Below are 21,079 nucleotides of genomic sequence, written 5' to 3'. Positions count from 1 at the left end.
TTGGGCGATGATGGATCGGTGCAGACTATCTTCGATGCGGAATTCGCGCGCGAACCCTGGCCGGTGCTGCGTTCGCTGCGGGACGACGGGGGCGTGCACCGGGTGGCGACGCCGGACGGTCCGCCCGCCTGGCTGATCACCCGCTACGCCGATGTCCGCGCGGGATTGCTCGACGATCGGCTCTCGACGAATCTGCGGTACAGCCGCGGTGACGACTATCGGGGCTTCGCGGTGCCGGAACCGCTGGATGTCTTCCAATCCAGTGAGCCCGGCGATTTGGCGCGGCTGCGCAGCCTGGTCGTCGGCGAACTGCGCCTGGCCGGGGACTGGTCCGAGCGGGCCGCGGAGCTGGTCGGCAAATGCGTGGCGGAGGTGAACGGGGCAGCCGAATTCGACTTCGTGGCGCGGGTGGCGCTGCCGCTGCCCGCCGTGATTCTGGGTGAACTGCTGGGATTGCCCGAGTCCGAACGGGATTCGCTCGCGGCGTGGGCCGAAGCCACCATGGCCCCGGACGCCCGGCCGCGTGCGCGAGACACCCTGTCCGCCATGCAGCGGATTATCTCGGCGGTCATCGCACGCGGTCGCGACGGTGCGGACGACACCATGCTCGGCCGCCTGGTGCGCTCCGGAATCGGCGGTACGGCAGGCGATTCCGGTGAACTGCCAGGATTGCTGTTCTACCTGCTGTTCGTCTGGTACGAGGTGCTGATGGATGTGCTCGCCGGTGCGGTGCTCACCCTGTCCACCCGGCCCGAGCAACTCGCCGAACTGCTGTCGGCCGCGGATCGATCGGTCGCGGTGGATGAGCTGCTGCGCTTCCTGTCCCCGCAGGTGCTGGCGAGTCCTCGTTTCGCGACAACCGATCTGGTGATCGCGGGGCGGTCGATCGCGGCGGGCGAGACGGTGCTGCTCTGCCTGGCCTCGGCGAATCACGATCCCGAACGATTCACCGGCACAGTGGAATCGAACGGTGCGGTGGCCCTGGATGTGCGCCGCGCTCCCAATCCGCATGTGGCGCTGGGGCATGGCGCGCACGCCTGTGTCGGTACGGCGCTGCTGCGCCCGGTGCTGGCCTCGATACTCGGCGAGTTGTATCTGCACCTGCCGCGGCTCCGAGCGGCCGATACCGAACAGAATGTGCCGTGGCGCAGCGGGTTCCGGCATCGCGGCCCACTCACATTGCCGGTGCTGGCCCGATGAGGTGATCGGCGATGAATGGGGCGAGCAACTCTGGTCGCCCCATTCGACTTCGCGTACGAACCGCACGGGAGTCGATGCCCTCCCCTTCGGGGGCAGCGGCTCGTGCGCGATCACGAAGTAGGCATGAGTATATGATCAGGGTCACCGCGACTGTCAACTGCAGGAGACAAGATCAGAATGGTTGCCGCGCAACAGCATCCGTTCACCCGCGCGCTCAATGCGCTGATCGCCGGTATGCATCCGCCCGTGACCGGCCAGGGACGGGACGGGGAGATCACCCATCGGGCACTGGCGGAGAATATCCAGCACACCACCGGCGTCAGTCTGTCGGCGAACTATCTGTGGAAACTGCGCACCGGTCAGACGGTCAATCCGTCCTTCGAAACGCTCGAGGCGCTGCGCGGGTACTTCGGCCTGGACAGCCTCGATCCGCTGACCAATCCAGAACTCGCCGTCGCACGCGCCCGCGAACTCGCATTGATCAACGCGCTCAAGGGAACCGCCGATGCGGCGGCCCTGGAACTGGTGCTGCGGGACGGGCTGGCGCACGGTACCGTCCGAGCCGAGACGGTCGCGGCCATGCTCGATATGCTGCGGCGGATCGAGGCCGAAAACTACGGGGAAGACTTGTGAGCCATGCGGATCGCGGTCTGGGAGGGCGCTGAGCATCCGATGATGGAGCACCGGCGGCTGCGGCGTGAACTGCGCGGGCTGGGACTACCCGGCCGCTTCACGGTGGCGGAACTGGCCGAGGCGCTCGCCCGGCGACGCGGACGGCCACTGCGGTTGCGGCCGGAACCCTTTCCGGTGGCCGGACTTTCGGGCGGACTGCTGGTGACCCGGGATATCGACTTCCTGGCCTATCAGAGCAATACCAGCGAACTGCATCAGGATCACATCGTTTGCCATGAGTTCGGGCATCTGCTCGCCGGGCACGAACCGGTGACGGTGACCGGACAGGACGCGCTGCGCCTGCTCGCACCCAATATCGATCCCGCCGTGGTGCGGCGCATGCTCGGGCGCAGCTGTTCGGCCGAACATGAGGAACGCGAGGCCGAGCACATCGCGGATCTGCTGATGGCACACCACATCACCCGCTGGACGCCGCGCGCGGAATGGGTGCTGCCCGAGAACGCGCCCGCCGATATTCGCGGCCTGCTCGATACGCTCGGACCGGGAATCGACTGATCGCAATGCATTTCGCCCTGGTGTACGGCAGTGTCGGCGTATTGGCGGTACTGGTCTTCGGCTGGCGATTGATGCTGGCGCTGCGCGGCACCCGCTTCGCCTCGCGCTGGGCGGTCGCCGTGGCCATCGCCTGCGCGGCACTGGGTTTCGAGGCGGCGGTACCGCAGACCTACGAGTGGATCGGCCGGATCAGCGGTATCCCGAATCTGGCGACGCTGATCGTGTACTCGGCCATCGCCACCGCGACGCTGGCGCAGTTGGTCTGGACGACCTATCTGGTCGCACCGGACGCCGTCGCGGGATCGGAGGCCGAATCCGCACCGGACACGGCGGTGGCCGGGCCGATCGCGGGGCGAAATGTCAATGCGCGCAGGGTGATTCTGGTCAATGTGGTGGTCGTGCTCGCGATGGTCGCGCTGTTCTGCGCCGCCCCGGTGCACGATGAGCCGCACGCGACCGACTTCGACTATCACTACGCGACCGTTCCGCTGGTCGACGTCTTCCTGGGCATCTACCTGTGCGCCTACACCCTGTCGCTGCTGCGCATCGTGCTGCTGTGCCGCACCTGGCTGCCGCTGGTGCGCGAACAGCCCTGGCTGCGACGCGGTTTGGTGCTGCTGGTGACCGGATCCGCGATCGCCATCGGTTACAGCGTCGGCAAGATCGCCGCGCTGATCTCGGCCTGGGCCGGAGTCGACGCCCGCCGGTTGAATATCGAGATCGCGCCCGCCTTCGCCAGTGTCGGCGCGGCGATCATGCTGCTCGGTTATCTATGCCCCTCACTGCTGCCGCAGGCGATGGCGGCGATCCAGCGGGCGCGGGCGCTGCCCCGGCTGCGTCCGCTGTGGCTGGCATTGCGGGCGGCGGCCCCCGAGGTGGCGGCGGCCGCACCGGTGACCCGGCGCGCGGCGCGGGACCGGCTGTACCGCCGGGTCATCGAGATCCGGGACGGCCTGCTGCTGTTGCAACCGCACCTGAGTCCCGAAATCACCGCGCGCGCAATCGAAATCGTGGACGGCCTGCACGTGCGAAGCGCGGATCGCGAGGCGGTCGTCGAGGCGGCGCGCATCGCCCTCGCGCTCGATGCGTTCGGGCGTGGGGATACCCCGATCGATCGCGGTGAGATCTTTCGCCGGCCCGCCAAGCCCACCTTCCTGGGGGAAATCACCTGGTTGGGGGCGGTTTCGGAGGCATACCGCAAATATCCTGTCGCCGCAGCGGCCGTGGGCGACGCAACTCGCACCTGACGAAATCGCCTGTTACCGCTATCCTTTCCGGTGCGGGCGTGATGTTCGGTATCCCCTTCTCGAACATCACGCCCGTCCAAATGCTTTGACCCGCAGTGTGTTCCGAATATTCGACCGTCACCGCCGAGTTCTCGTAGCCGGGCTGCGGGCCGGTTGCGGCGCTGTGCCCGCATTTGTGCACGGGCACGGTAGCGCACCTGTTCTCCTGGCAATCTGCCCGATGACCGTGCACTCGGGGCCTGGAAGTGTGCAGTGCAATACCGCGCCACACCACCGGAGCACAATGAAGAATCGCACCCCCGCTCGCATCTGCGCGCTCGCCCTGCTCGCCTGTGCGCCGCACGTGGCGGGAATCGCTCAGGCGCAACCGGATTCGGCGACATGGTACGTCAGCGCGGCCGCCGCACCGGGCGGCAACGGCACGGTGGACGCGCCGTTCGATTCGCTGGCGGGCGTCGAGGCGGCTGCGGGGCCCGGGGACACCATTGTCGTACAGCCGGTCGCCACCGGCGTGCGTCCGCTGGACGGCGGTATCGCGCTGAAACCCGCTCAGCGGCTCATCGGCGGCGGTGACGCGGTCATCGGCGCGGCGAATGACGCTCCGCTGCCGCGCATTACGAACAGCACCGGCGTGCATGACGGTGACGCGGTGCGCCTGGCTTCCGGTGCACAGGTGCGCAACCTCGTCATCGACGGCGCGCGGCGGGGCGGTATCTACGGCAGCGATGCCGCCGATGTGGTGATCAGCGGCAACAGCGTGTCCGCCACCAATCAGCAGTGCGCGGACGGGTTCATGATCGGCCCGTTCAGTCTGCCGCCGACCATTCCGCTCGGGGTCGCCATCGATCCGCTGCCGGACTTCATCACGCTGAACAACGGCTGGGCGGGCATCATGACCGATTTCGCCACGGCGGCGGGCACCGTGCGCATCGAGGGAAATACCGTGCACGACACCGCCTGCGGGGACGGCATCGATATTCGCGCCCACGGCGTCAGCCGGGTGACCGCACAGGTCATCGGCAATACCACCCGCGATATCAACCTCGGGTTGGCGAAACTGTCCGTCCTCGCGCTGGGGTTGCAGGCCGATGATGACGCGCGGCTCACGGCCGAACTGTCGGGGAACAGACAGCTCGATATCGCGCCGCCGAGTTCACCGCTCAACCACCTCGCCGACAGCGAAGGGGTGTTCATCAATCCGCTCGGCCGCGCGCGGCTGGATGTCACCGTCGACCGCAACGAGTTCCGCGATGGCGACGGTAATTTCTCCGCCAACGGACTCGAATACGTCACCACGAGCGGTACGCCCGAGAGCCGGGTGACCGTCACCGACAGCACTTTCGACAATGTCAGCGGTGACGTGATCGAGAACTACAACCTCAGCCCGGGCGGCGCTCGCCAATCGCTGACCCTCGACGGTGTGCGCGCCCGGCACTCGTCATTTCCGGGGGCGGCGCTCAATCCGCTGATTCCCGCCAATCTCGGCACCTGCCTGGTGACCACCAACTTCGGCCGCACCGCGCACACCGACCTCACCGTCACCGATTCCGAATTCGGTCAGTGCAGCGCCGACGGGATCGGCCTGATCGGCTACACCCCGACCGGTCCCGGCCCGGCCACCGCCGAACTGGTCTTCGATATTCGGGACAGTTCCATCACCGGTACGGCGGCCAATGGCCTCGCCATCATCAATATCGGTGACACCGATATGCGCGGCAGCGTCACCCGCACCGCCATCGCCGGGGCGGGCGGCTCGCTCATCCACGCCCGCAACAGCGGCGGAAACACCCTTCCGGCGGTGCGGTTCGGGCCGGGCACGCTCGACGGCATCGCCCAGCCCTGCCTCGCCGCCGGCGGTCCCCGCATCGATCTCGCCGCCATCCCGGTGAACTGTCAGCCCTGAGACCTCCGCGCGTCCCCTGCGCGACAGCCCTCCGAAACCTGCCGTTGGCCACGGGGTGCCAGACTCGCCGCGCCACCGCCCGTACCGCTCCCATCGCGGTGCGGGCGGCGGCGGCAATCGGTGGTTTCACCGCGGCGCTTCCGAGTGCGGCGGCGCAGTAGAAATAGGGCTCGAACGTGCGTATTCGCTGGATAATTCGGGGCGCGGCCGTACTCCTGGCCGTAGCCGTCGCCGCGATGACGCCGCAGTCGATCACACCGCTGCCCGTGGCCGCCGCCGATCCGGAAACGAACGCGCCCGGTGATTCGCACGTGGTGAGCATTCACGTCGACGATGTCCGGCACTGGGTCATCACCGTCTTCTCCGCCTCGATGGACAGTGAATTCACCGTCGAGGTGCAGCGCCCCTCCGATACCTCCGTACCGCGCCCGGTGCTGTATCTGCTCAGTGGCGGCAGCGGCGGTGTCGGGCCCGGCTCCTGGGATCGGCAGACCCACGCGACGGATTTCCTGGCCGATAAGCAGGTCAATGTCGTGCAGCCCATCGGCGGCGCGGCGTCCTATTACGCGGACTGGCGGAATCCGGATCCTCGGCTGGGCATCGTCAAATGGAAAACCTTCCTCACCGATGAACTCCCGCCCCTGCTCGATACCGCCCTGGGCGCGAACGGCCGCAATGCCATTGCGGGCGTATCGATGTCGGGCACCTCGGTGCTGCAACTCCCCATCGCCCGCCCCGGTCTCTATCGGGCCGTCGCCGCCTACAGCGGCTGCGCCCAGATCTCCGACCCCCTCGGCCAGGCGTACGTCCGCCTCACCGTCGCCTACAGCGCCGGTGACGCCGCGAACATGTACGGCCCGCCCGGCGACCCCATGTGGGCCGCCAACGACCCCTACCTCAACGCCGAATCCCTGCGCGGCCTCGATCTCTACCTCTCCAGCGGCAACGGCCTGCCCGGCCCCTACGACAAATCCGGCGGACGCGGCCTGGTCGGCGCGGGCCCGGGCGCGCTGGTGAACCAGGTCCTGGTCGGCGGCATCATCGAAGCCGCCACCGACCAGTGCACCCGAATCCTCGCCGACCGCCTCACCTCCCTGAACATCCCCGCCACCGTCAACCTCCGCCCCTACGGCACCCACTCCTGGGGCTACTGGGACGACGAGTTGAAGGCATCCTGGCCGGTGCTGGCCCACGGCCTCGGCCTCTAGCTGAAGGTCTGCCGCATCTTGCGTGAAATCCACTGTCCGGCAGTGGATGTTCCGTGCAGCTCGGGAGCCTCGCCCGCGGCGAAGCCCGAGACGGCATCGAGCGGGGCGTCGTGGTTGGGGAGGTAGAAGAACGGAATCGACAGGCGGGCAGCGGTATTGCCGGATTCGGGGTTGACGACCCGATGCATACTGGAGACCCAGTGACCCGCGGTCCACAGTGACATCAGGTCACCGATATTGACGATGAAGCCGCCGGGAATCATCGGTACGTCCCGCCAGTCGCCGGTTTCGGTCTGTACCTGCAGGCCGCCGATATCGGTGTCCTGGTACAGGATGGTGAGGCTGCCCCAATCGGTGTGCGCGCCGCGGCGGAGCTGACCGGGCAGCGGGGTGCGGTGCTGAGGGTAGTAGTGGTTTACCGCGATCGATGAGACGTGACGATCGAATTTGTCCTCGAAGAATTGCTCGGGGAGGTCCAAAGCCAATGCGAACAGGCGCATTACGTCGGCTGACAGGTCGGTGAGGGCCGCCATGTAGTCGTGCCAGATCGCCTCGAACGCGGGTGGATTGTGCGGCCAGATATTGGCCAGCTTCCAGGACGCCCAATAGTCGCCCAGCAGAGCGCGTTCGGGTTCGGTCAGATCGCCGGTCACATGCGCGGAGAAGACCTCGCAGAGATCCGGCGGGGTCTGGTGGCCGAGGCTTTGCGCGGTCGCGCCGCCCATGCGCCGGAAGCCGGAGACGCCGGGCCGGTGCGCCACCAGGTCTTTCTCGTGATCGGGCAGGCGGAAGAATTCGCGGGTGGTGGTGACCATTCGGTCGATGAGGTCGGCGGGGATGCCGTGGCCGACGATGCTGAAGAATCCCGAGGTTCGGCAGGCTCGGTCGATGGCGGTGGCGATGGCTCGCCGGCCGGGTTCGGTATGCCGGTTCGAGAGATCGATGACCGGGACGAAACCGGCTGCCGGGGTGACGGTTCGGTTCATAGTGGGAATCCCTACTGTGCGTCGGCGAGTTCGGTTGCGGTGCTGGCGGATTCGTTTGCCGGGCGGCGCATCAGGAAAGGGACCAGGAGTGCGCCGAGTAGAGCGATCGCGCCGCTGACCGCGAGGGTGAGTTGGACTCCGGCGGCGGTGGTGGCGGGGTTGTCCAGGATGTGGTGGGTGCGGTGGGTGAAGAGGCCGCCGAGGGCCGCTATGCCTAGGGCGAAGCTGAGTTGCTGTGCGGTATTGAGTGCGCCCGTTGCCATTCCGGCGCGGTGCCAGGGGACCGCGGACATGGCTGCCGAGCTGAGGGTGGCGGTGGCGAGGCCGACGCCCGCGCCTACCAGCAGGGAGCCGGGGATGAGAGCGGGCCAGCTCGCATTGCCGTGCACGAGCAGGGCACCGATCGCGCCGCCGAGGGCGATCAGGGCCAGGCCCGCGCCGATGATCCGGCCGGGATTGTCGCCGTGCAGGTATTTGCCGAGGGAGCCCGAGACCAGGAATGCCATGAGGGACAGGGGGAGTCCCACCGCGCCCGCGGCGATGGGGGTCAGGCCGAGGCTGGATTGCATCCAGATCTGGGTGTACATCAGGGCGGCGAAGGCGGCGAAATAGAGGGTCGCGCCCGCGATGAGCACGCCGGTGAAGAAGCGGTCGCGGAGCAGGGTGAGATTCAATATCGGTTGCTCCGTGCGGATTTCGATCACAACGAAGGCCGCGAGGGCGATGGCCGAGCCGAGCAGCAGCCACCAGGTGAGCGCGTTGGTCCAGCCGTGCTCATTGGCGCGGATGAGGGCGTAGGTCGCGGTGGCGGCGCTCGCGGTGAAGATCGCCATACCGGCCAGGTCGATCCGGTTGCGCTGTGCGCGTTCACCTTCGGTGAGCACCAGCAGGCACAGCGCGATGGCGAGCACGCTGAACGGCAGGTTCACGAAGAAGATCCAGCGCCAGGACGCGATCTCGGTGAGCAGACCGCCTATGATCGGGCCGATGGCCGAGGACGCGCCCGCCACCGCACCCCACATGCCATATGCCGCACCGCGATCCCGGCCCGCGTAAGCGGCGTTCAACAGCGCGAACGTGGTGCAGGACATGGTGGCCGCGCCGATGCCCTGCACGATCCGCGCGGCGATGAGCACCGTGGGATTCGGGGCCAGCCCGCAGATCAGGGACGCCGCGGCGAACAGGGCCAGCCCGGCCAGATAGGTGCGGCGATGTCCGGCCAGATCGGCGATCGCACCCGCGCCGAGCATGAGCGCGGCCATGGCGAGGGCGTAACCGTCCACCACCCATTGCAGTGCACCGAAGGAGGCGTCCAGATCGGTCCGCATATCGGGGAGTGCGACGTTCACGATGGTGACGTCGATCAGCAGCATGAAGGTGCCCAGACACACCGTCAGCAGCGGTAACCATTTACGCAATGTCGTTGTCCTCTCGAAGCATTGATGAGGCGTCGAGTATCGGAATCGAGGACGCATTCGGTCGCCCGGCAGTGGATTCGGCGTACATTTCGTGCTGTGACAGCCGCTCCGATGCCTGAAACCGCCATGCTGGACACGCTGGATGCGCGAATCGTGCATGCCCTGCAGCTGGAACCCCGTATCCCGTTCGCGCATATCGCCGCCGGGCTGGGCGTTGCCGAACAGACCGTCGCCCGGCGCTACCGGCGGCTGCGCCGGGACGGCGTAGTCCGGGTGATCGGTGCGGTCGACGCCCGTGCGCTCGGCGAGAGCGACTGGATCATTCGCCTGCATTGCCGTCCGGACGGCGCGCTCGCGGTGGCCGAGGCACTCGCCCAACGCGATGACGCGGCCTGGATCAGCATCGCCGACGCGGGCGCGGAGATCGTCTTCTCATTGCACCCGCGCAGTCAGCGGGACCGTGACGATCTCCTGGTGCAGCGGTTGCAGCGCAGCGCCCCGGTGCACGACATCACCGCCGCGATGATCCTGCACCGCTTCGTGCGCGGTGATGTAATCGACTGGCGTGGCCGCCAATTCGCCGCGAACGCTGGCGTGGGCGGCGAGTCGATTCCAGGCACTGACGGCGAATCCAGTTCCGGCGCAGCGGAATACGCCGAGGCCGAACTCCGTATCGGAGAGTCGGATCGCGTCCTGCTCGAACTGCTGGCCCGCGACGGCCGCACCAGCTACACCGTGCTGGCCCGGGCCACCGGGATGAGCATCGGCCGCGTCACCCGCCGCATAGCCGCGCTGCGGGCGGGCGGCGTGCTGTACTTCGACCTCGATATCGCGCCCGCCGTGGCCGGTTCGGGCACCGCGGCGTTCCTGTGGCTGCGCGTCGCGCCCGCGCACCTCGAGGCGGTCGGCCGCGCCATCGCCGAACACGACGAAATCACCTATGCCGCGGCCATATCCGGGTCGTTCAATATCTTCGCCGTACTCCAGACGGACAGCACCACCGCGCTCTACCGGTACGTGACCACCGAAATGTCAGCGCTGGAGGGCATTCACGGTTTCGAGCTCTCCCCGGTCCTGCACCGCCTGAAGCAGGCCGGGGCCCGCACCACCGGCGGCAAGCTGGCGCATCCGAAACCACTTGCCGCTCGCCCGGCTCGCACCCGTTCCGCCGCGAAATGATCGACGTACGAAAAACGCTGCGCCTCAACACAGTCCGGCGAGTTTGTAGAGCACCAGTGACCCCGCCACCGCCACATTGAGACTCGATCCGGTGCCCACCATCGGAATCTCCACCGCCACGTGCAGCAGCTCCAAACCCTCGGGCGGAATCCCGTCTCCCTCATTGCCAAGCACCATCACGGTCCGCCGCTTCGCCACCGGCAGATCCGCCAGCCGAATCGATTCATCGGTGAGCTCCACCCCGACCACCGCGGACCCGGCCCGCTGCCGTTCCAGCCAGCGGTCCACCCGGCCGTCGACCCAGTGCACACACTGGTGATGCCGCAGGGTGTTGCCGCGGCTCAAAGCCTCGGGCACCCAGGGCAATCGGGGCACCGCCAAACAGGCTCCCACCGCATCGCAGGTGCGCAGCAGCGTGCCCAGGTTCACCCCGTGTTTGGGCCAGAGCGGGGCGGCGATCAGATGATTCCAGCAACCGTGCGCACCCGGCCGCCGCTGTCTGCGCAACTCACCTCGCGACCGCAGTCGCGCGGCGGTCATCGGCGGGAGGGAACGCTCTTCCCCTGGGAGAAAACAAGTTTCATAGGAACGATGCTTGGCGGCGCATCGGGGCCATCGTCGAGAACAATCGGTGCGTCCACGATACCTCAGGAACCGGCGCGGGCCGCCGCGACGAATTCGCGCATGCGGCCGTGATCCTTCACACCGCGACTGGACTCGACACCGCTCGACACATCCACACCCCAGGGTTGTGCGGCGGCGATGGCCTCGGCCACATTCGACGGGGACAGTCCGCCCGCGAGCAGCCATTGCCCGCTGGGCCGGGTCCGCTCCAGCGCGCCGAGATCCCAGCGCTCGCCGGAACCCGCCTGCGGGGAGTCCAGCAGCAGCCACTCCTCGCCGAACGCGCCGGTGCGCACATCGGTATCGGCGGTCAGCGCGGTCGCGCGCAACAGCCGGAAATCGGAGAGTTCGGCGAAGGCGGCCGCATCGTACGACCCGTGCAGTTGCAGGGCGTCCACACCCGCCGAACGCGCCAGCTCGCCCGCCTCCGCCGCCGAGATACCGTGCACGACACCGACGGACAGCACATGCGCGGGCACCCCGGTCAGCAGCTTGCGCACCTGCTCCACCTCGACCTGGCGCGGGCTCGCGGTGAAGACGAACCCCACCGCATCGGCTCCGGCCGTCACGGCGGTGGCCACATCGGCCTCGGTGCGCAGACCACACAGCTTCACGAACATGCCGAAAACCGTATCCCGGCGCGAGTTGGGCACTGTGCCGGGTGCCGCGGGGTGTTTCTCGGGGGATTCCCCATGGCGGCCGCCCGAATTCGTTGGCAGCGTGCAACACATGAACAAAGTTGTTCGGCGCGTGCGTATTTCGGCGGGCGCGCTGATGGCGGTGCTGCTGGCGGCGGGCGGGGTCACCGGCGTGGCCGCCGCCGATCCGGAACCGGTGAGCGCGGCGATCGATCGGCAGGAACAGGAGCTGTCCACGCGGGACGGCATCGTCACCTCCTACGTCAGCTTCGCGCTCCCGCTGCCCGCCGACGCGCCCGCGCATCCGGCGAGCTGTGACCGGGTCGGATTCCTGCGCTATCGCCCGGCGGACGGTTCTGCGGACCCGGTCGACGCCGCGCACGTGGTGATCCAGCAGCAGGGGTTGCACGGCGGTGCGGTCAATTCCGACAGCGTGGCCTTCAACACCGTGCATTCGGCGATCGCGCAGGGGCAGCGCATCGAATACTGGGCGCTGGCCCGGCGCAGCGCCTGCCTCGACGAAACCCGCGGCTTCGATTACGCGCTGCGCACCGGCAACTACCTCGACGCCGTCGACTACTACTTCAACGGCCTGCCCATCGACGGTGAACGCTTCGCGGGCTTCCGCACCTCCGCGGATCTGCCCGTGCTCGACTACATGGGCTTGGACCGCGTCCTGCGTGACCAGTACGAGGTGATGCTGCACGAGATTCCCGCCCTAGCCGATCGGCAGCGCAAATTCGTCTGCACCGGAATCTCACTGGGCGGCTTGGTCACCGGCTTCTTCTCCGATTGGGATTTCGACGGCCGTCCCGGCGCGGATCAATGCGCCGCCTTCGCCGCGCAGGACTCCATGGTCTCCTCGGACCCGGTCGCGCTGCAGAACACCCCGATACTGCACGACATCACCAATGCCCTTGTCGGCCCACTGGATTCGGTCCTACAGGGCGGATTCAAGGTCAATGTCCTGCCCCGCGTCTTCGGCCCGGTCCCCGGCCTGGGCACCCGCGCCTTCTTCCTGCTGCGCCTGGCCGGACTCGCCGCGCACCTGGACCCCGACGGCGAAAGCCAACTGCTGTCCCATCTTCCGCACGATGCGGATATCGACGGCACCTTGAATCTGCTCGGTGCTCCCACCTGGTCGGCCTTCGCCACCGGCGGTGCGGACGGCTCCGGCACCCTGCGCGACTACCGCTTCACCAATACCGCACTGCTCGGCGTGCTGATCGACAACAACTCTTCCAACTTCTCCCTCTTCCAACAGGGCGTGGGCGCACTGGCGGGCGGGCCGGTTCAGGACAAGACGTTCCCGAATCCGGGTGAGCTGACCCAACTTCCGTTGCTGGGCAACTACCTGCGCATCACCGCCGGAATCCAGCGTCGCGTCGCCCCCACCGACCGCAGTGCTCTCTACACCTGGCGCAACTACAACGACGTCACCGGCGTGCCCTACACCGCTCCCGGCCATGAAGTGGCCGATATCCGTGACGTGGCAAGGCAATTGGCCTCCGGCTCCCCGGGCGGCTATTGGGAGACCTACTTCCCGCTGCGCGTGATCACCGATATCGCTGCCGGTTACGGTGGCGCTCGCAGCGGCGACCGCGCCGTCCTGCGGTACCACGGCATGAGCCGCCTCAAGCCCAATTTCGTTGCCTGGGCGGGCGACAGCCCGGTCCCGCCCGCCACCGGAACCCTCTTTCCCACCCCGGCCCTGGCCACCGTGGTAACCCTCCCCGGCTACAACCACGTCGACACCATCGGCGCGGCCCTCACCCAGAACGACGGCCAACCCGATCACAGCGCCTGGCAGCTGGCCCTGTTCATCCGCGGCCTCGGCTGACCCGGTTTCAGGGCTCGACGGTGACCTTGATGGCCGCGCCGCTCTCGACGATCGTGAACGCGTCGAGCACCTCGGCGAGCGGGATGCGATCGGTGATGAGGTCCGCGACCGGCACCTGACCCGTGGAGATATAGGTGAGCGCGCGCCGATTGTGCTCTGGCGCGGATCCATTGGCCCCGTGGATGTGCAGCTGGCGGTAGTGCACCACATTGGAATCGCAGCTGATGACCGGATTGGTCTTGGGCAGCCCGCCGAAGAAGGAGATGCGGCCATTGCGCGCGGCCATGGCGATGGCCTGCTCCTGCGTGATGTTGGCGGCGGTCGCGGTGATGATGACATCCGCGCCGCGGCCGCCGGTCAGTTCCATGACCCGGGAGACGGGGTCCACGTCGGCGGCGTTGATCACCTCGTCGGGCCGCACCGCGGCCGCTGACAGGGCCAGTCGCTGCGCGTTCACATCGACCAGATAGACCGGGCCGCAACGATGTACGCCGCGCGCGATGCGAATGTGCATACAGCCGATCGGACCCGCGCCGAAGACCACGACGGTATCGCCCGGTTCGATGCCGAGCAGTTCCTGCGCGTTGATCGCACAGGCCAGCGGTTCGGCCGCGGACGCCTCCGGGAATCCGACGTTCTCCGGAATGCGGTTGAGACCGTCGACCCGCAGCACCTGGCTGGGCACGATCATGAACTCGGCGAATCCGCCGTCGTACTGGTAACCGACCGAGGTCTGGTTCTGGCAGACCGCCATCCAGCCCTTCTCGCATTCGTGGCACTTACCGCACGGCACGGCCGCGATGACCTGCGCGCGATCGCCGATCCGCCATTCGGTTCCGTACAGCTCGTTCACCGCCGCGCCCACCTCGACGATCTCGCCCGCGATCTCATGTCCGAGAGTGCGTGGGGGAGTGAGGTTCTGGTGCCCGTTGTGCCGGATCTTCACATCGGTTCCGCAGGTCGAACAGTTGCGCACCCGGAGTTTGATCTCGTCCGGACCGCATTCGGGCTCGGCGATGTCCTCGAGGCGGATGTCCTCGGGTGCGTAAAAGCGCAGGGCCTTCATGAGGCTCTCTTCCTTCCCACCATTGCTGTGAGCTGACCGCTCGAGTCCACCGTAACGGTCATGCGGGCGTAAAGCCACACGGATTTGTGCCCATTTATGCCCGTTCTCTTGTCATTGTGTCCGATTATGCGGTCTACTACCACAAGAGATGTGGCCCGGGTCACATGCTCGGTCGAGTTGTTCAGAGGAAGTCTTATGTCTATCTCCCCACCGGCCACCCGCGGCGGCGCCCGAGTGCGCGTGCAGCGGGTCGGCACATTCCTGTCCAGCATGGTGATGCCGAATATCGGCGCCTTCATCGCCTGGGGCCTGCTCACCGCCCTGTTCATCGAGAAGGGCTGGATCCGGTCCATCACCGATCAGTGGGGCGCGGGCAGCTGGGTCGCGCATATCGGCGGCTGGGGCGACTACGCCAGCGGCGGCATAGTCGCTCCCACCATCACCTATCTGCTGCCGATCCTGATCGGCGCGACCGGCGGCCGCATCGTCTACGACACCCGGGGCGCGGTGGTCGGCGCGATCGCCACCATGGGCGTGATCGCGGGCGCGGATGTGCCCATGTTCATGGGCGCGATGATCATGGGGCCGTTCGGCGGCTGGGTCATCAAGAAGCTGGATGCGCTGTGGGAGGGCAAGATTCGCCCTGGCTTCGAGATGCTGGTGAACAATTTCTCGGCGGGCATCGCGGGTGCGGCGCTGGCGGTCGTCGGCTTCTTCGGCATCGGCCCGCTGGTATCCGCGTTCAGCCGGCTGGCCAGCAATGTCGTGAACTTCCTGGTGAATCACGATCTGCTGCCGCTGACTTCGCTGTTCATCGAACCGGCGAAGGTGCTGTTCCTCAATAACGCGGTCAATCACGGCATCCTGACACCGCTGGGCACCAGCCAGGCCGCCGCCAACGGCAAATCGATCCTCTTTCTGCTGGAAGCCAATCCGGGTCCGGGCCTCGGACTGCTGGTGGCCTTCGCGCTGTTCGGCAAGGGTGCGGCGAAACTGTCCGCGCCCGGCGCGATCATCATTCACTTCCTCGGCGGCATCCACGAGATCTACTTCCCGTACGTGCTGATGAAGCCGAAACTCATCCTCGCCACCATCGCGGGCGGTATGACCGGTGTGCTGATCAATGTGGTGTTCAGCTCCGGACTGCGCGCCCCGGCCGCGCCGGGATCGATCATCGCGGTGTACGCGCAGACCGCCAGCGACAGCTATCTCGGCGTGACGCTGTCCGTACTCGGCGCCGCCGGAGTGTCTTTCGCGGTCGCGGCGCTGCTACTGCGGACCGACCGCGGCGACAGTGATCAGGATCTGGCCGGAGCCACCGCCGCCATGGAGGCGCTCAAGGGTAAGCGCTCCATCGCCTCCGCCGTCCTGACGGCACCCGACAGGATCTCCACCATCGTGTTCGCCTGCGATGCGGGCATGGGGTCCTCCGCCATGGGAGCCTCGGTGCTGCGCAAAAAGATTCGGGACGCGGGGTTCGCCGAAGTCAGCGTCGTCAACCAGGCGATCGCGAATCTCACCGACAGCTACGATCTCGTCGTCACCCATACCGATCTGGCCGCGCGGGCGCGCGAGCGGACACCGTCCGCCATCCACGTGGCCGTGGACGATTTCATGAACAGTCCGGAGTACGACGAGATCGTCGGATTGGTCAGCCGGGCCGGGAAATCCGCCGCCCCGCAGCCACCGGAACCGGCTGCGCCGGAAGCCGATTCGAACGGTGAGATGCTCGCCCTCGATTCCATCGTGCTGTCCGGTGTCGCCCGCACCGGTGCCGAGGCCATCGACGAAGCCGGTGGACTGCTGGTCGCGGCGGGCGCGGTCGACGCGACGTATATCGCGGCCATGCACGAGCGGGAACGTTCCGTATCGACCTTCATGGGCAACGGTCTCGCCATTCCGCACGGCACCAACGAGGCGAAGACGGGTATCCGGCACACCGGGATCTCGGTGGTGCGCTATCCGCAGCCCATCGATTGGAACGGTAAGCCGGTCGAATTCGTCATCGGCATCGCCGGGGCCGGGGACGATCATCTTGCGCTGCTCACCCGCATCGCCCAGGTATTCGTGAACAAGGAACAGATCGAGCGGCTGCGGACGGCGAGCACACCCGCCGAGATCCAGGCGGTGCTCGGCAGCGTGCGCGTCTGAGCGCGCCCACTGTGGCCGGTGGCAGTCGCCACCGGCCACAGTCGTTCAGAGCGGAATGATCGCGGCGGCGGCCGCGCGGGCGGCCCGCGGATCGGACGCAGAGAGCACGGCCGCGGCGGCGCGGCGGCAGTCGTCCATGGTGACCGCCGCCAGCGCGGCCCCCACGGCACCGACCGCCGAAGCCGCCGCCGACAGCGAGGTGATGCCGAAACCCGCCAGCACACCGGCCAGCAGCGGATCGGCCGCGGCCTCACCGCAGACGCCCACCGGCTTGCCGAGCCGCTGACCGGCGGCCGCGGTCTGCGCGACCAGGCGCAGCACCGCGGGCTGCCAGGGATCGGTGAATCCGGCCAGCTGCGGGGACATGCGGTCGGCGGCCATGGTGTACTGCGCCAGGTCATTGGTGCCGATCGAGGCGAAGTCGACCTCGGCGAGGATCGCCTCGGCCAGCAGCGCGGCGGCCGGGACCTCGATCATCACCCCGGGGATCAGGCCGCGGTCCCGGACCTGGGCCGCGAATGATTTCGCCTCCGCCACGGTCGAGATCATCGGGGCCATCACCCACGGGATACGGTCACGCCCCTGCGCCGCCACCGCGATGGCATCGAGCTGGCGATCCATGATGCCGCTGTCCCGCACCGTGATTCGAATGCCGCGCACGCCAAGCGCGGGGTTGGCCTCCGCCGGATGGGTGACGAAGCGCAGTGGCTTGTCCGAACCCGCGTCGAGGGTGCGGACCACCACCTTGCCGTTCGGATAGGCGTCCAGGACCTGCCGGTACAGCTCCGCCTGCTCGGTCACCGACGGCTCGGATTCCCGGTCCAGGAAACACAATTCGGTGCGGAACAGGCCGATGCCCTCGGCCGGGCTGCCGGTGGCGGCGCGCGCTCCGGCACCGTCCTGCACATTCGCCAGCACCTCGACGCGCTGTCCGTCCGCGGTCGCGCCGGGGCCGGACCACTGCGCGGCGCGGGCCGTCGCGACCTGATATTCGGCGACGGCCGTGGCGACCTGCTCGGCATCGGGATGCAGGATGACCCGGCCCTGGGTGCCGTCGACCAGCATGTCGGTCCCGGCGGGCACCTCATCGAGGCCCTCGACCGCGACCACGCACGGAATCCCCAATTGACGGGCGATGATGGCGGTGTGGCCGGTCGGCCCGCCAAGCGACATGGCAAGTCCGACAATCAGTTTCGGGTCGAGCCCGGCGGTATCGGCGGGTGCGAGGTCGGTGGCCAGCAGAATCGCGGGCTCGGCCGGGGTGGGAATTCCGGGTTCGGGCGTGCCCAGCAGTTCGGCCACCACGCGGTCGCGGACATCGCGCAGATCCGTCACCCGCTCCGCCATCAGACCGCCGAGCTTGGTGAACAGCGCCGCGAATTGTTCGGTCGCGGTGATCGCGGCAGCGGCGGCGGGCGTGCCCGTGGCGATCAGTTTCTCGGCCGCGCCCAGCCAGCCGCGGTCGGTGGCCATGGCGGCATTCGCGCTCAGCACCTCCGCGGCCGCACCCGAGGCCGCGCCCGCGCGCAGTCGCAGGCGCTCGGCGACGGTGTCGGCGGCCTGCCGCAGGGTTTCGGCCTGTGCTGCCCGTTCGGACTCCGCCAGCGGTTCGGACCCGATCTCCGGGCGCACCCGGGGCGTGGGCCGTACCGCGAGCCCCGCGACCACCCCGGGCACCGCCGGTGTGCCGTGCAACACCGTCGAACCGTCGTTTTCCTGCAATGATCGCGTCATGATCGGTCTCCTCCACGCCATTCGCGAGCCCGATCCGGCCACGTCATCGGCCCGATCGGTGTGACCCAGGTTACTCGCGGCACTTGACAAAGCAACACGTTCGGGCATAAAACAACACTAAACAACAACGCCATCGGAGGTTCGGATGTACGCCGAGGAGCGGCAGGAGGCGATCGCCGCGCTGGTCGTCCAGCGCGGCCGGGTATCGGTCACCGAACTCTCGGAACAGTTCGACGTGACCACCGAAACCGTGCGCCGCGATCTGGCCGCACTCGACCGCGCGGGCGTGCTCCGCCGCGTGCACGGCGGGGCCATGCCGGCCGCCGCGCTCACCGCCGTCGAGCTCGGCACCGGCGAGCGCGAGCACACCCGCGCGGCCGAGAAGGACCGGATCGCCAAGGCCGCCTTGGCTTTCCTGCCGCCCACCGGCGGCAGCATCCTGCTCGACGCGGGCACCACGACCTCCCGGATCGCCGCCCAGCTGCCCGCCGATCGCGAACTCGTCGCGGTCACCAATTGCGTTCCCATCGCCGCGCGGCTGTGCGGCTACCCGGGCGTCCGGCTGCATCTGCTCGGCGGGCGGGTGCGCGGGGTCACCCAGGCCGCGGTCGGCGCGGAAACCCTGCGCGCGCTCGGCGATCTGCGGGTCGATGTGGCGTTCATCGGCGCCAACGCGTTCACCATCGCCCACGGGCTATCCACCCCCGATCCGGACGAGGCGGCGGTCAAGCGCGCCATGGTGGCCGGTGCGCACCGGGTGGTGGTGGTCGCCGACTCCGCCAAGGCCGGGCGCGAGGACCTGATGCGGTTCGCGCCCATCACCGATATCGACGTGCTGATCACCGATGACGAACTGCGGCCCGCGCTGCGCGATGGACTGTCCGAGAGCGGGATCGAAGTGGTGATCGCATGATCGTCACGCTCACCGCCAATCCCAGCATCGACCACACCGTCGCACTGGCGGAGCCGCTGCGCCGCGGTGACCTGCAGCGCGCCCGCGCGGCCACCTCGTATCCGGGTGGCAAGGGCGTCAACGTCTCTCGCGTGGTCGCCGCGGCCGGGGTGGCCACCATCGCGGTGCTGCCCGGCAGTCCCGGCGATCCGCTGCTGCGGGCGCTGACCGAGACCGGACTCGACTTCCGCGCGGTGCCGTGCGGCGGCCCGGCCCGCACCAATCTGACCCTCACCGAAACCGACGGCACCACAACGAAAATCAACGAACCGGGCACCCCGCTGGCCGAGGACGAGCGGAATGCCCTGGCCGATACGCTCATCGGCCTGGCTCACGATGCCGACTGGGTCGTGCTGTCCGGCTCGCTGCCGCCGCTGGTGCCGCCGGACTGGTACGTCGAACTGCTGCGGCGGCTGCCCGGAACCCGGGTCGCCGTGGATACCTCGGACGCGCCGCTGCTGGCCCTGGCCGAGCATTTCGATTCCGCCGCACCGCGATTGCTCAAGCCCAATGCCGAGGAACTGGCCCAGCTCACCGGGGCCGACCCCGGCGAACTGCACGATCCGGCGGCCGCCGCCCGCGCGGCCGGGGCGCTGGTGGCGCGCGGTGTGGACGCCGTGCTCGCCACGCTCGGCGCGGCCGGAGCCGTCCTGGTCACCGTCGAAGGGGCCTGGTACGCAACCGCTCCCGCGATCACCGCCCGCAGCACCGTCGGCGCGGGTGACTCCGCCCTCGCGGGATACCTGCTCGCGGATCTCGACGGCGCGACCCCCGCGGATCGCCTGCGCCGCGCCGTGGCCTGCGGCACCGCCGCCGCGGCCCTGCCCGGCACCGGCCTGCCCGGCCCGCACCACCTCGATCCGGCCGCCGTGACCGTCACGGCCCTGAACCTCCAGCCACATCGCTGACAGACGCCGTAATCACCTGTCACACAAAGGAGTCGAAATGCCCAGCAAAACCGTCGAGGTAGGTTCCGCGGTCGGCCTGCACGCCCGCCCGGCCAATATCATCGCCGAAACCGTCCAGGCCACGGGCATTCCCGTCACCCTCGCCGTGGCCGGGGGCGACCCGGTGGACGCGGGCTCCGCCCTCATGATCATGACCCTGGGCGCGGCCAAGGGCACCGCCGTCACCGTCGCCAGTGACGACGAGCCCACCCTGGACCGCATCGCCGAACTGGTCGCCACCGACCTCGACGCCTGACCGAATCGTCCGATACCCAAAGCGAAGTCGCATTTGCCTGAAGATTGCAGGCGGGCGTCGAGGGCGGCTGGCAACCGGTCTGAAATGGGAAATCCCGGCTACTGCCCGATGGGCGGTATGCCGGGATTTCTTGTGCGCGAGGCGGGACTTGAACCCGCACGTCCGTGGACACCAGAACCTAAATCTGGCGCGTATGCCAATTTCGCCACTCGCGCTAACGGTACGACCGTCCAAACTTTACCGGGCGAAACGAGGATCGCGAAGCATCGGGTCGGTGTGGCGTACTGGTCGGTAACCCTACCAGGGATTATAACGATTTGATAAATGGCAATGTGAGGAGCCCTCATATTTCCTACACGGGTGTAACCGGCCTCACCAGCGGGTTCAAACATGAGGGAGGGTCATGTTTGCGGGCGTTCTGGTACGGCCGTGCCGAAATACTCGAGGGTAGGTCTTGGGGTGGTAACCAAACATGAGGAGAACCTCATGATTTTGTGGAATCCTCGGCGTCTACCAGGGCCAGTTGGCCGGAGGAACACCTG

18 protein-coding genes and 1 tRNA gene are annotated in these 21,079 nt (G+C 68.0%); 12 read left to right on the top strand and 7 right to left on the bottom strand.

Annotated features, from left to right (window positions below; genetic code table 11):
• Window positions 1-18 precede the first annotated feature (18 nt).
• The 6 genes from ACFC0O_RS10570 to ACFC0O_RS10545 all read left to right on the top strand — a co-directional run bounded on the left by ACFC0O_RS10570 (window position 19) and on the right by ACFC0O_RS10545 (window position 6,746).
• A complete protein-coding gene (locus ACFC0O_RS10570) occupies window positions 19-1,200 on the top strand; it encodes a cytochrome P450 (protein WP_375955545.1) in 1,182 nt (393 codons plus the stop codon).
• Between the two features lie 177 nt (window positions 1,201-1,377).
• Window positions 1,378-1,833, top strand: a complete 456-nt coding sequence (locus tag ACFC0O_RS10565; RefSeq protein ID WP_364629061.1) for a hypothetical protein — start codon at window positions 1,378-1,380, stop codon at window positions 1,831-1,833.
• 3 nt (window positions 1,834-1,836) lie between these two features.
• A complete protein-coding gene (locus ACFC0O_RS10560; RefSeq protein ID WP_375955543.1) occupies window positions 1,837-2,388 on the top strand; it encodes a hypothetical protein in 552 nt (183 codons plus the stop codon).
• Between the two features lie 5 nt (window positions 2,389-2,393).
• Complete coding sequence (locus tag ACFC0O_RS10555; protein WP_375955541.1) at window positions 2,394-3,635, top strand: MAB_1171c family putative transporter; 1,242 nt, start codon at window positions 2,394-2,396, stop codon at window positions 3,633-3,635.
• Window positions 3,636-3,918: 283 nt separating this feature from the next.
• Window positions 3,919-5,538, top strand: a complete 1,620-nt coding sequence (locus tag ACFC0O_RS10550) for a hypothetical protein (protein WP_375955540.1) — start codon at window positions 3,919-3,921, stop codon at window positions 5,536-5,538.
• A 236-nt stretch (window positions 5,539-5,774) separates the two neighbouring features.
• Window positions 5,775-6,746 carry an alpha/beta hydrolase gene (locus tag ACFC0O_RS10545; RefSeq protein ID WP_375956101.1) on the top strand — a complete coding sequence of 324 codons (972 nt, stop codon included), beginning with the start codon at window positions 5,775-5,777 and terminating at the stop codon, window positions 6,744-6,746.
• On the opposite strand, the gene ACFC0O_RS10540 is transcribed toward ACFC0O_RS10545, so the two are convergent.
• Both ACFC0O_RS10540 and ACFC0O_RS10535 read right to left on the bottom strand, forming a co-directional pair.
• Window positions 6,743-7,732: an isopenicillin N synthase family dioxygenase gene (locus tag ACFC0O_RS10540; RefSeq protein WP_375955538.1), complete on the bottom strand. Its 990-nt coding sequence runs from the start codon at window positions 7,730-7,732 to the stop codon at window positions 6,743-6,745. The genes ACFC0O_RS10545 and ACFC0O_RS10540 overlap by 4 nt on opposite strands.
• An 11-nt stretch (window positions 7,733-7,743) precedes the next feature.
• Entirely contained in the window at window positions 7,744-9,150 is a 1,407-nt protein-coding gene (locus ACFC0O_RS10535) for an MFS transporter (protein ID WP_375955537.1), read from the bottom strand.
• 96 nt (window positions 9,151-9,246) lie between these two features.
• On the opposite strand from ACFC0O_RS10535, the gene ACFC0O_RS10530 reads away from it, so the two are divergent.
• Window positions 9,247-10,329, top strand: coding sequence for an Lrp/AsnC family transcriptional regulator (locus ACFC0O_RS10530; RefSeq protein WP_375955535.1), 1,083 nt, complete (start codon window positions 9,247-9,249; stop codon window positions 10,327-10,329).
• A gap of 24 nt (window positions 10,330-10,353) precedes the next feature.
• Here ACFC0O_RS10530 and ACFC0O_RS10525 read toward each other — a convergent pair whose 3' ends face one another.
• Together ACFC0O_RS10525 and ACFC0O_RS10520 are read right to left on the bottom strand one after the other, a co-directional pair.
• Entirely contained in the window at window positions 10,354-10,869 is a 516-nt protein-coding gene (locus ACFC0O_RS10525; protein WP_375955534.1) for a TrmH family RNA methyltransferase, read from the bottom strand.
• A 107-nt stretch (window positions 10,870-10,976) separates the two neighbouring features.
• Complete coding sequence (locus ACFC0O_RS10520) at window positions 10,977-11,573, bottom strand: phosphoribosylanthranilate isomerase (protein WP_375955532.1); 597 nt, start codon at window positions 11,571-11,573, stop codon at window positions 10,977-10,979.
• Between the two features lie 109 nt (window positions 11,574-11,682).
• Here ACFC0O_RS10520 and ACFC0O_RS10515 point away from each other — a divergent pair, with 109 nt between their 5' ends.
• Window positions 11,683-13,431 carry a hypothetical protein gene (locus ACFC0O_RS10515; RefSeq protein ID WP_375955531.1) on the top strand — a complete coding sequence of 583 codons (1,749 nt, stop codon included), beginning with the start codon at window positions 11,683-11,685 and terminating at the stop codon, window positions 13,429-13,431.
• Window positions 13,432-13,438: 7 nt separating this feature from the next.
• Here ACFC0O_RS10515 and ACFC0O_RS10510 read toward each other — a convergent pair whose 3' ends face one another.
• Complete coding sequence (locus ACFC0O_RS10510; RefSeq protein WP_375955529.1) at window positions 13,439-14,497, bottom strand: zinc-dependent dehydrogenase; 1,059 nt, start codon at window positions 14,495-14,497, stop codon at window positions 13,439-13,441.
• A 195-nt stretch (window positions 14,498-14,692) separates the two neighbouring features.
• Between ACFC0O_RS10510 and ACFC0O_RS10505 the strand changes: the two genes are divergently transcribed.
• A complete protein-coding gene (locus tag ACFC0O_RS10505; RefSeq protein WP_375955527.1) occupies window positions 14,693-16,648 on the top strand; it encodes a PTS mannitol transporter subunit IICBA in 1,956 nt (651 codons plus the stop codon).
• A 45-nt stretch (window positions 16,649-16,693) separates the two neighbouring features.
• On the opposite strand, the gene ACFC0O_RS10500 is transcribed toward ACFC0O_RS10505, so the two are convergent.
• Window positions 16,694-18,382, bottom strand: a complete 1,689-nt coding sequence (locus tag ACFC0O_RS10500) for a phosphoenolpyruvate--protein phosphotransferase (protein WP_375955526.1) — start codon at window positions 18,380-18,382, stop codon at window positions 16,694-16,696.
• 145 nt (window positions 18,383-18,527) lie between these two features.
• Between ACFC0O_RS10500 and ACFC0O_RS10495 the strand changes: the two genes are divergently transcribed.
• The 3 genes from ACFC0O_RS10495 to ACFC0O_RS10485 are packed head-to-tail and all read left to right on the top strand — an operon-like array spanning window position 18,528 to window position 20,537.
• Window positions 18,528-19,295, top strand: a complete 768-nt coding sequence (locus ACFC0O_RS10495) for a DeoR/GlpR family DNA-binding transcription regulator (protein ID WP_375955524.1) — start codon at window positions 18,528-18,530, stop codon at window positions 19,293-19,295.
• On the top strand, window positions 19,292-20,242 hold the full coding sequence (locus tag ACFC0O_RS10490) for a 1-phosphofructokinase family hexose kinase (RefSeq protein WP_375955522.1): 951 nt from the start codon (window positions 19,292-19,294) through the stop codon (window positions 20,240-20,242). The genes ACFC0O_RS10495 and ACFC0O_RS10490 overlap by 4 nt, the downstream gene beginning before the upstream one ends.
• A 37-nt stretch (window positions 20,243-20,279) precedes the next feature.
• Window positions 20,280-20,537 (top strand): HPr family phosphocarrier protein, encoded by a 258-nt coding sequence (locus ACFC0O_RS10485; RefSeq protein WP_375955520.1) that lies wholly within the window; start codon window positions 20,280-20,282, stop codon window positions 20,535-20,537.
• A 133-nt stretch (window positions 20,538-20,670) separates the two neighbouring features.
• Here the strand turns inward: ACFC0O_RS10485 and ACFC0O_RS10480 are convergent.
• Window positions 20,671-20,752 (bottom strand) — tRNA-Leu (locus ACFC0O_RS10480).
• Between the last annotated feature and the right edge of the window lie 327 nt (window positions 20,753-21,079).

Origin of the sequence: Nocardia sp. NPDC056100 (assembly GCF_042266325.1) — a bacterium.
Lineage (GTDB): Bacteria > Actinomycetota > Actinomycetes > Mycobacteriales > Mycobacteriaceae > Nocardia.
Note: the sequence above shows the minus strand (reverse complement) of the source record. Positions and strands in the feature narration are given on the sequence as shown.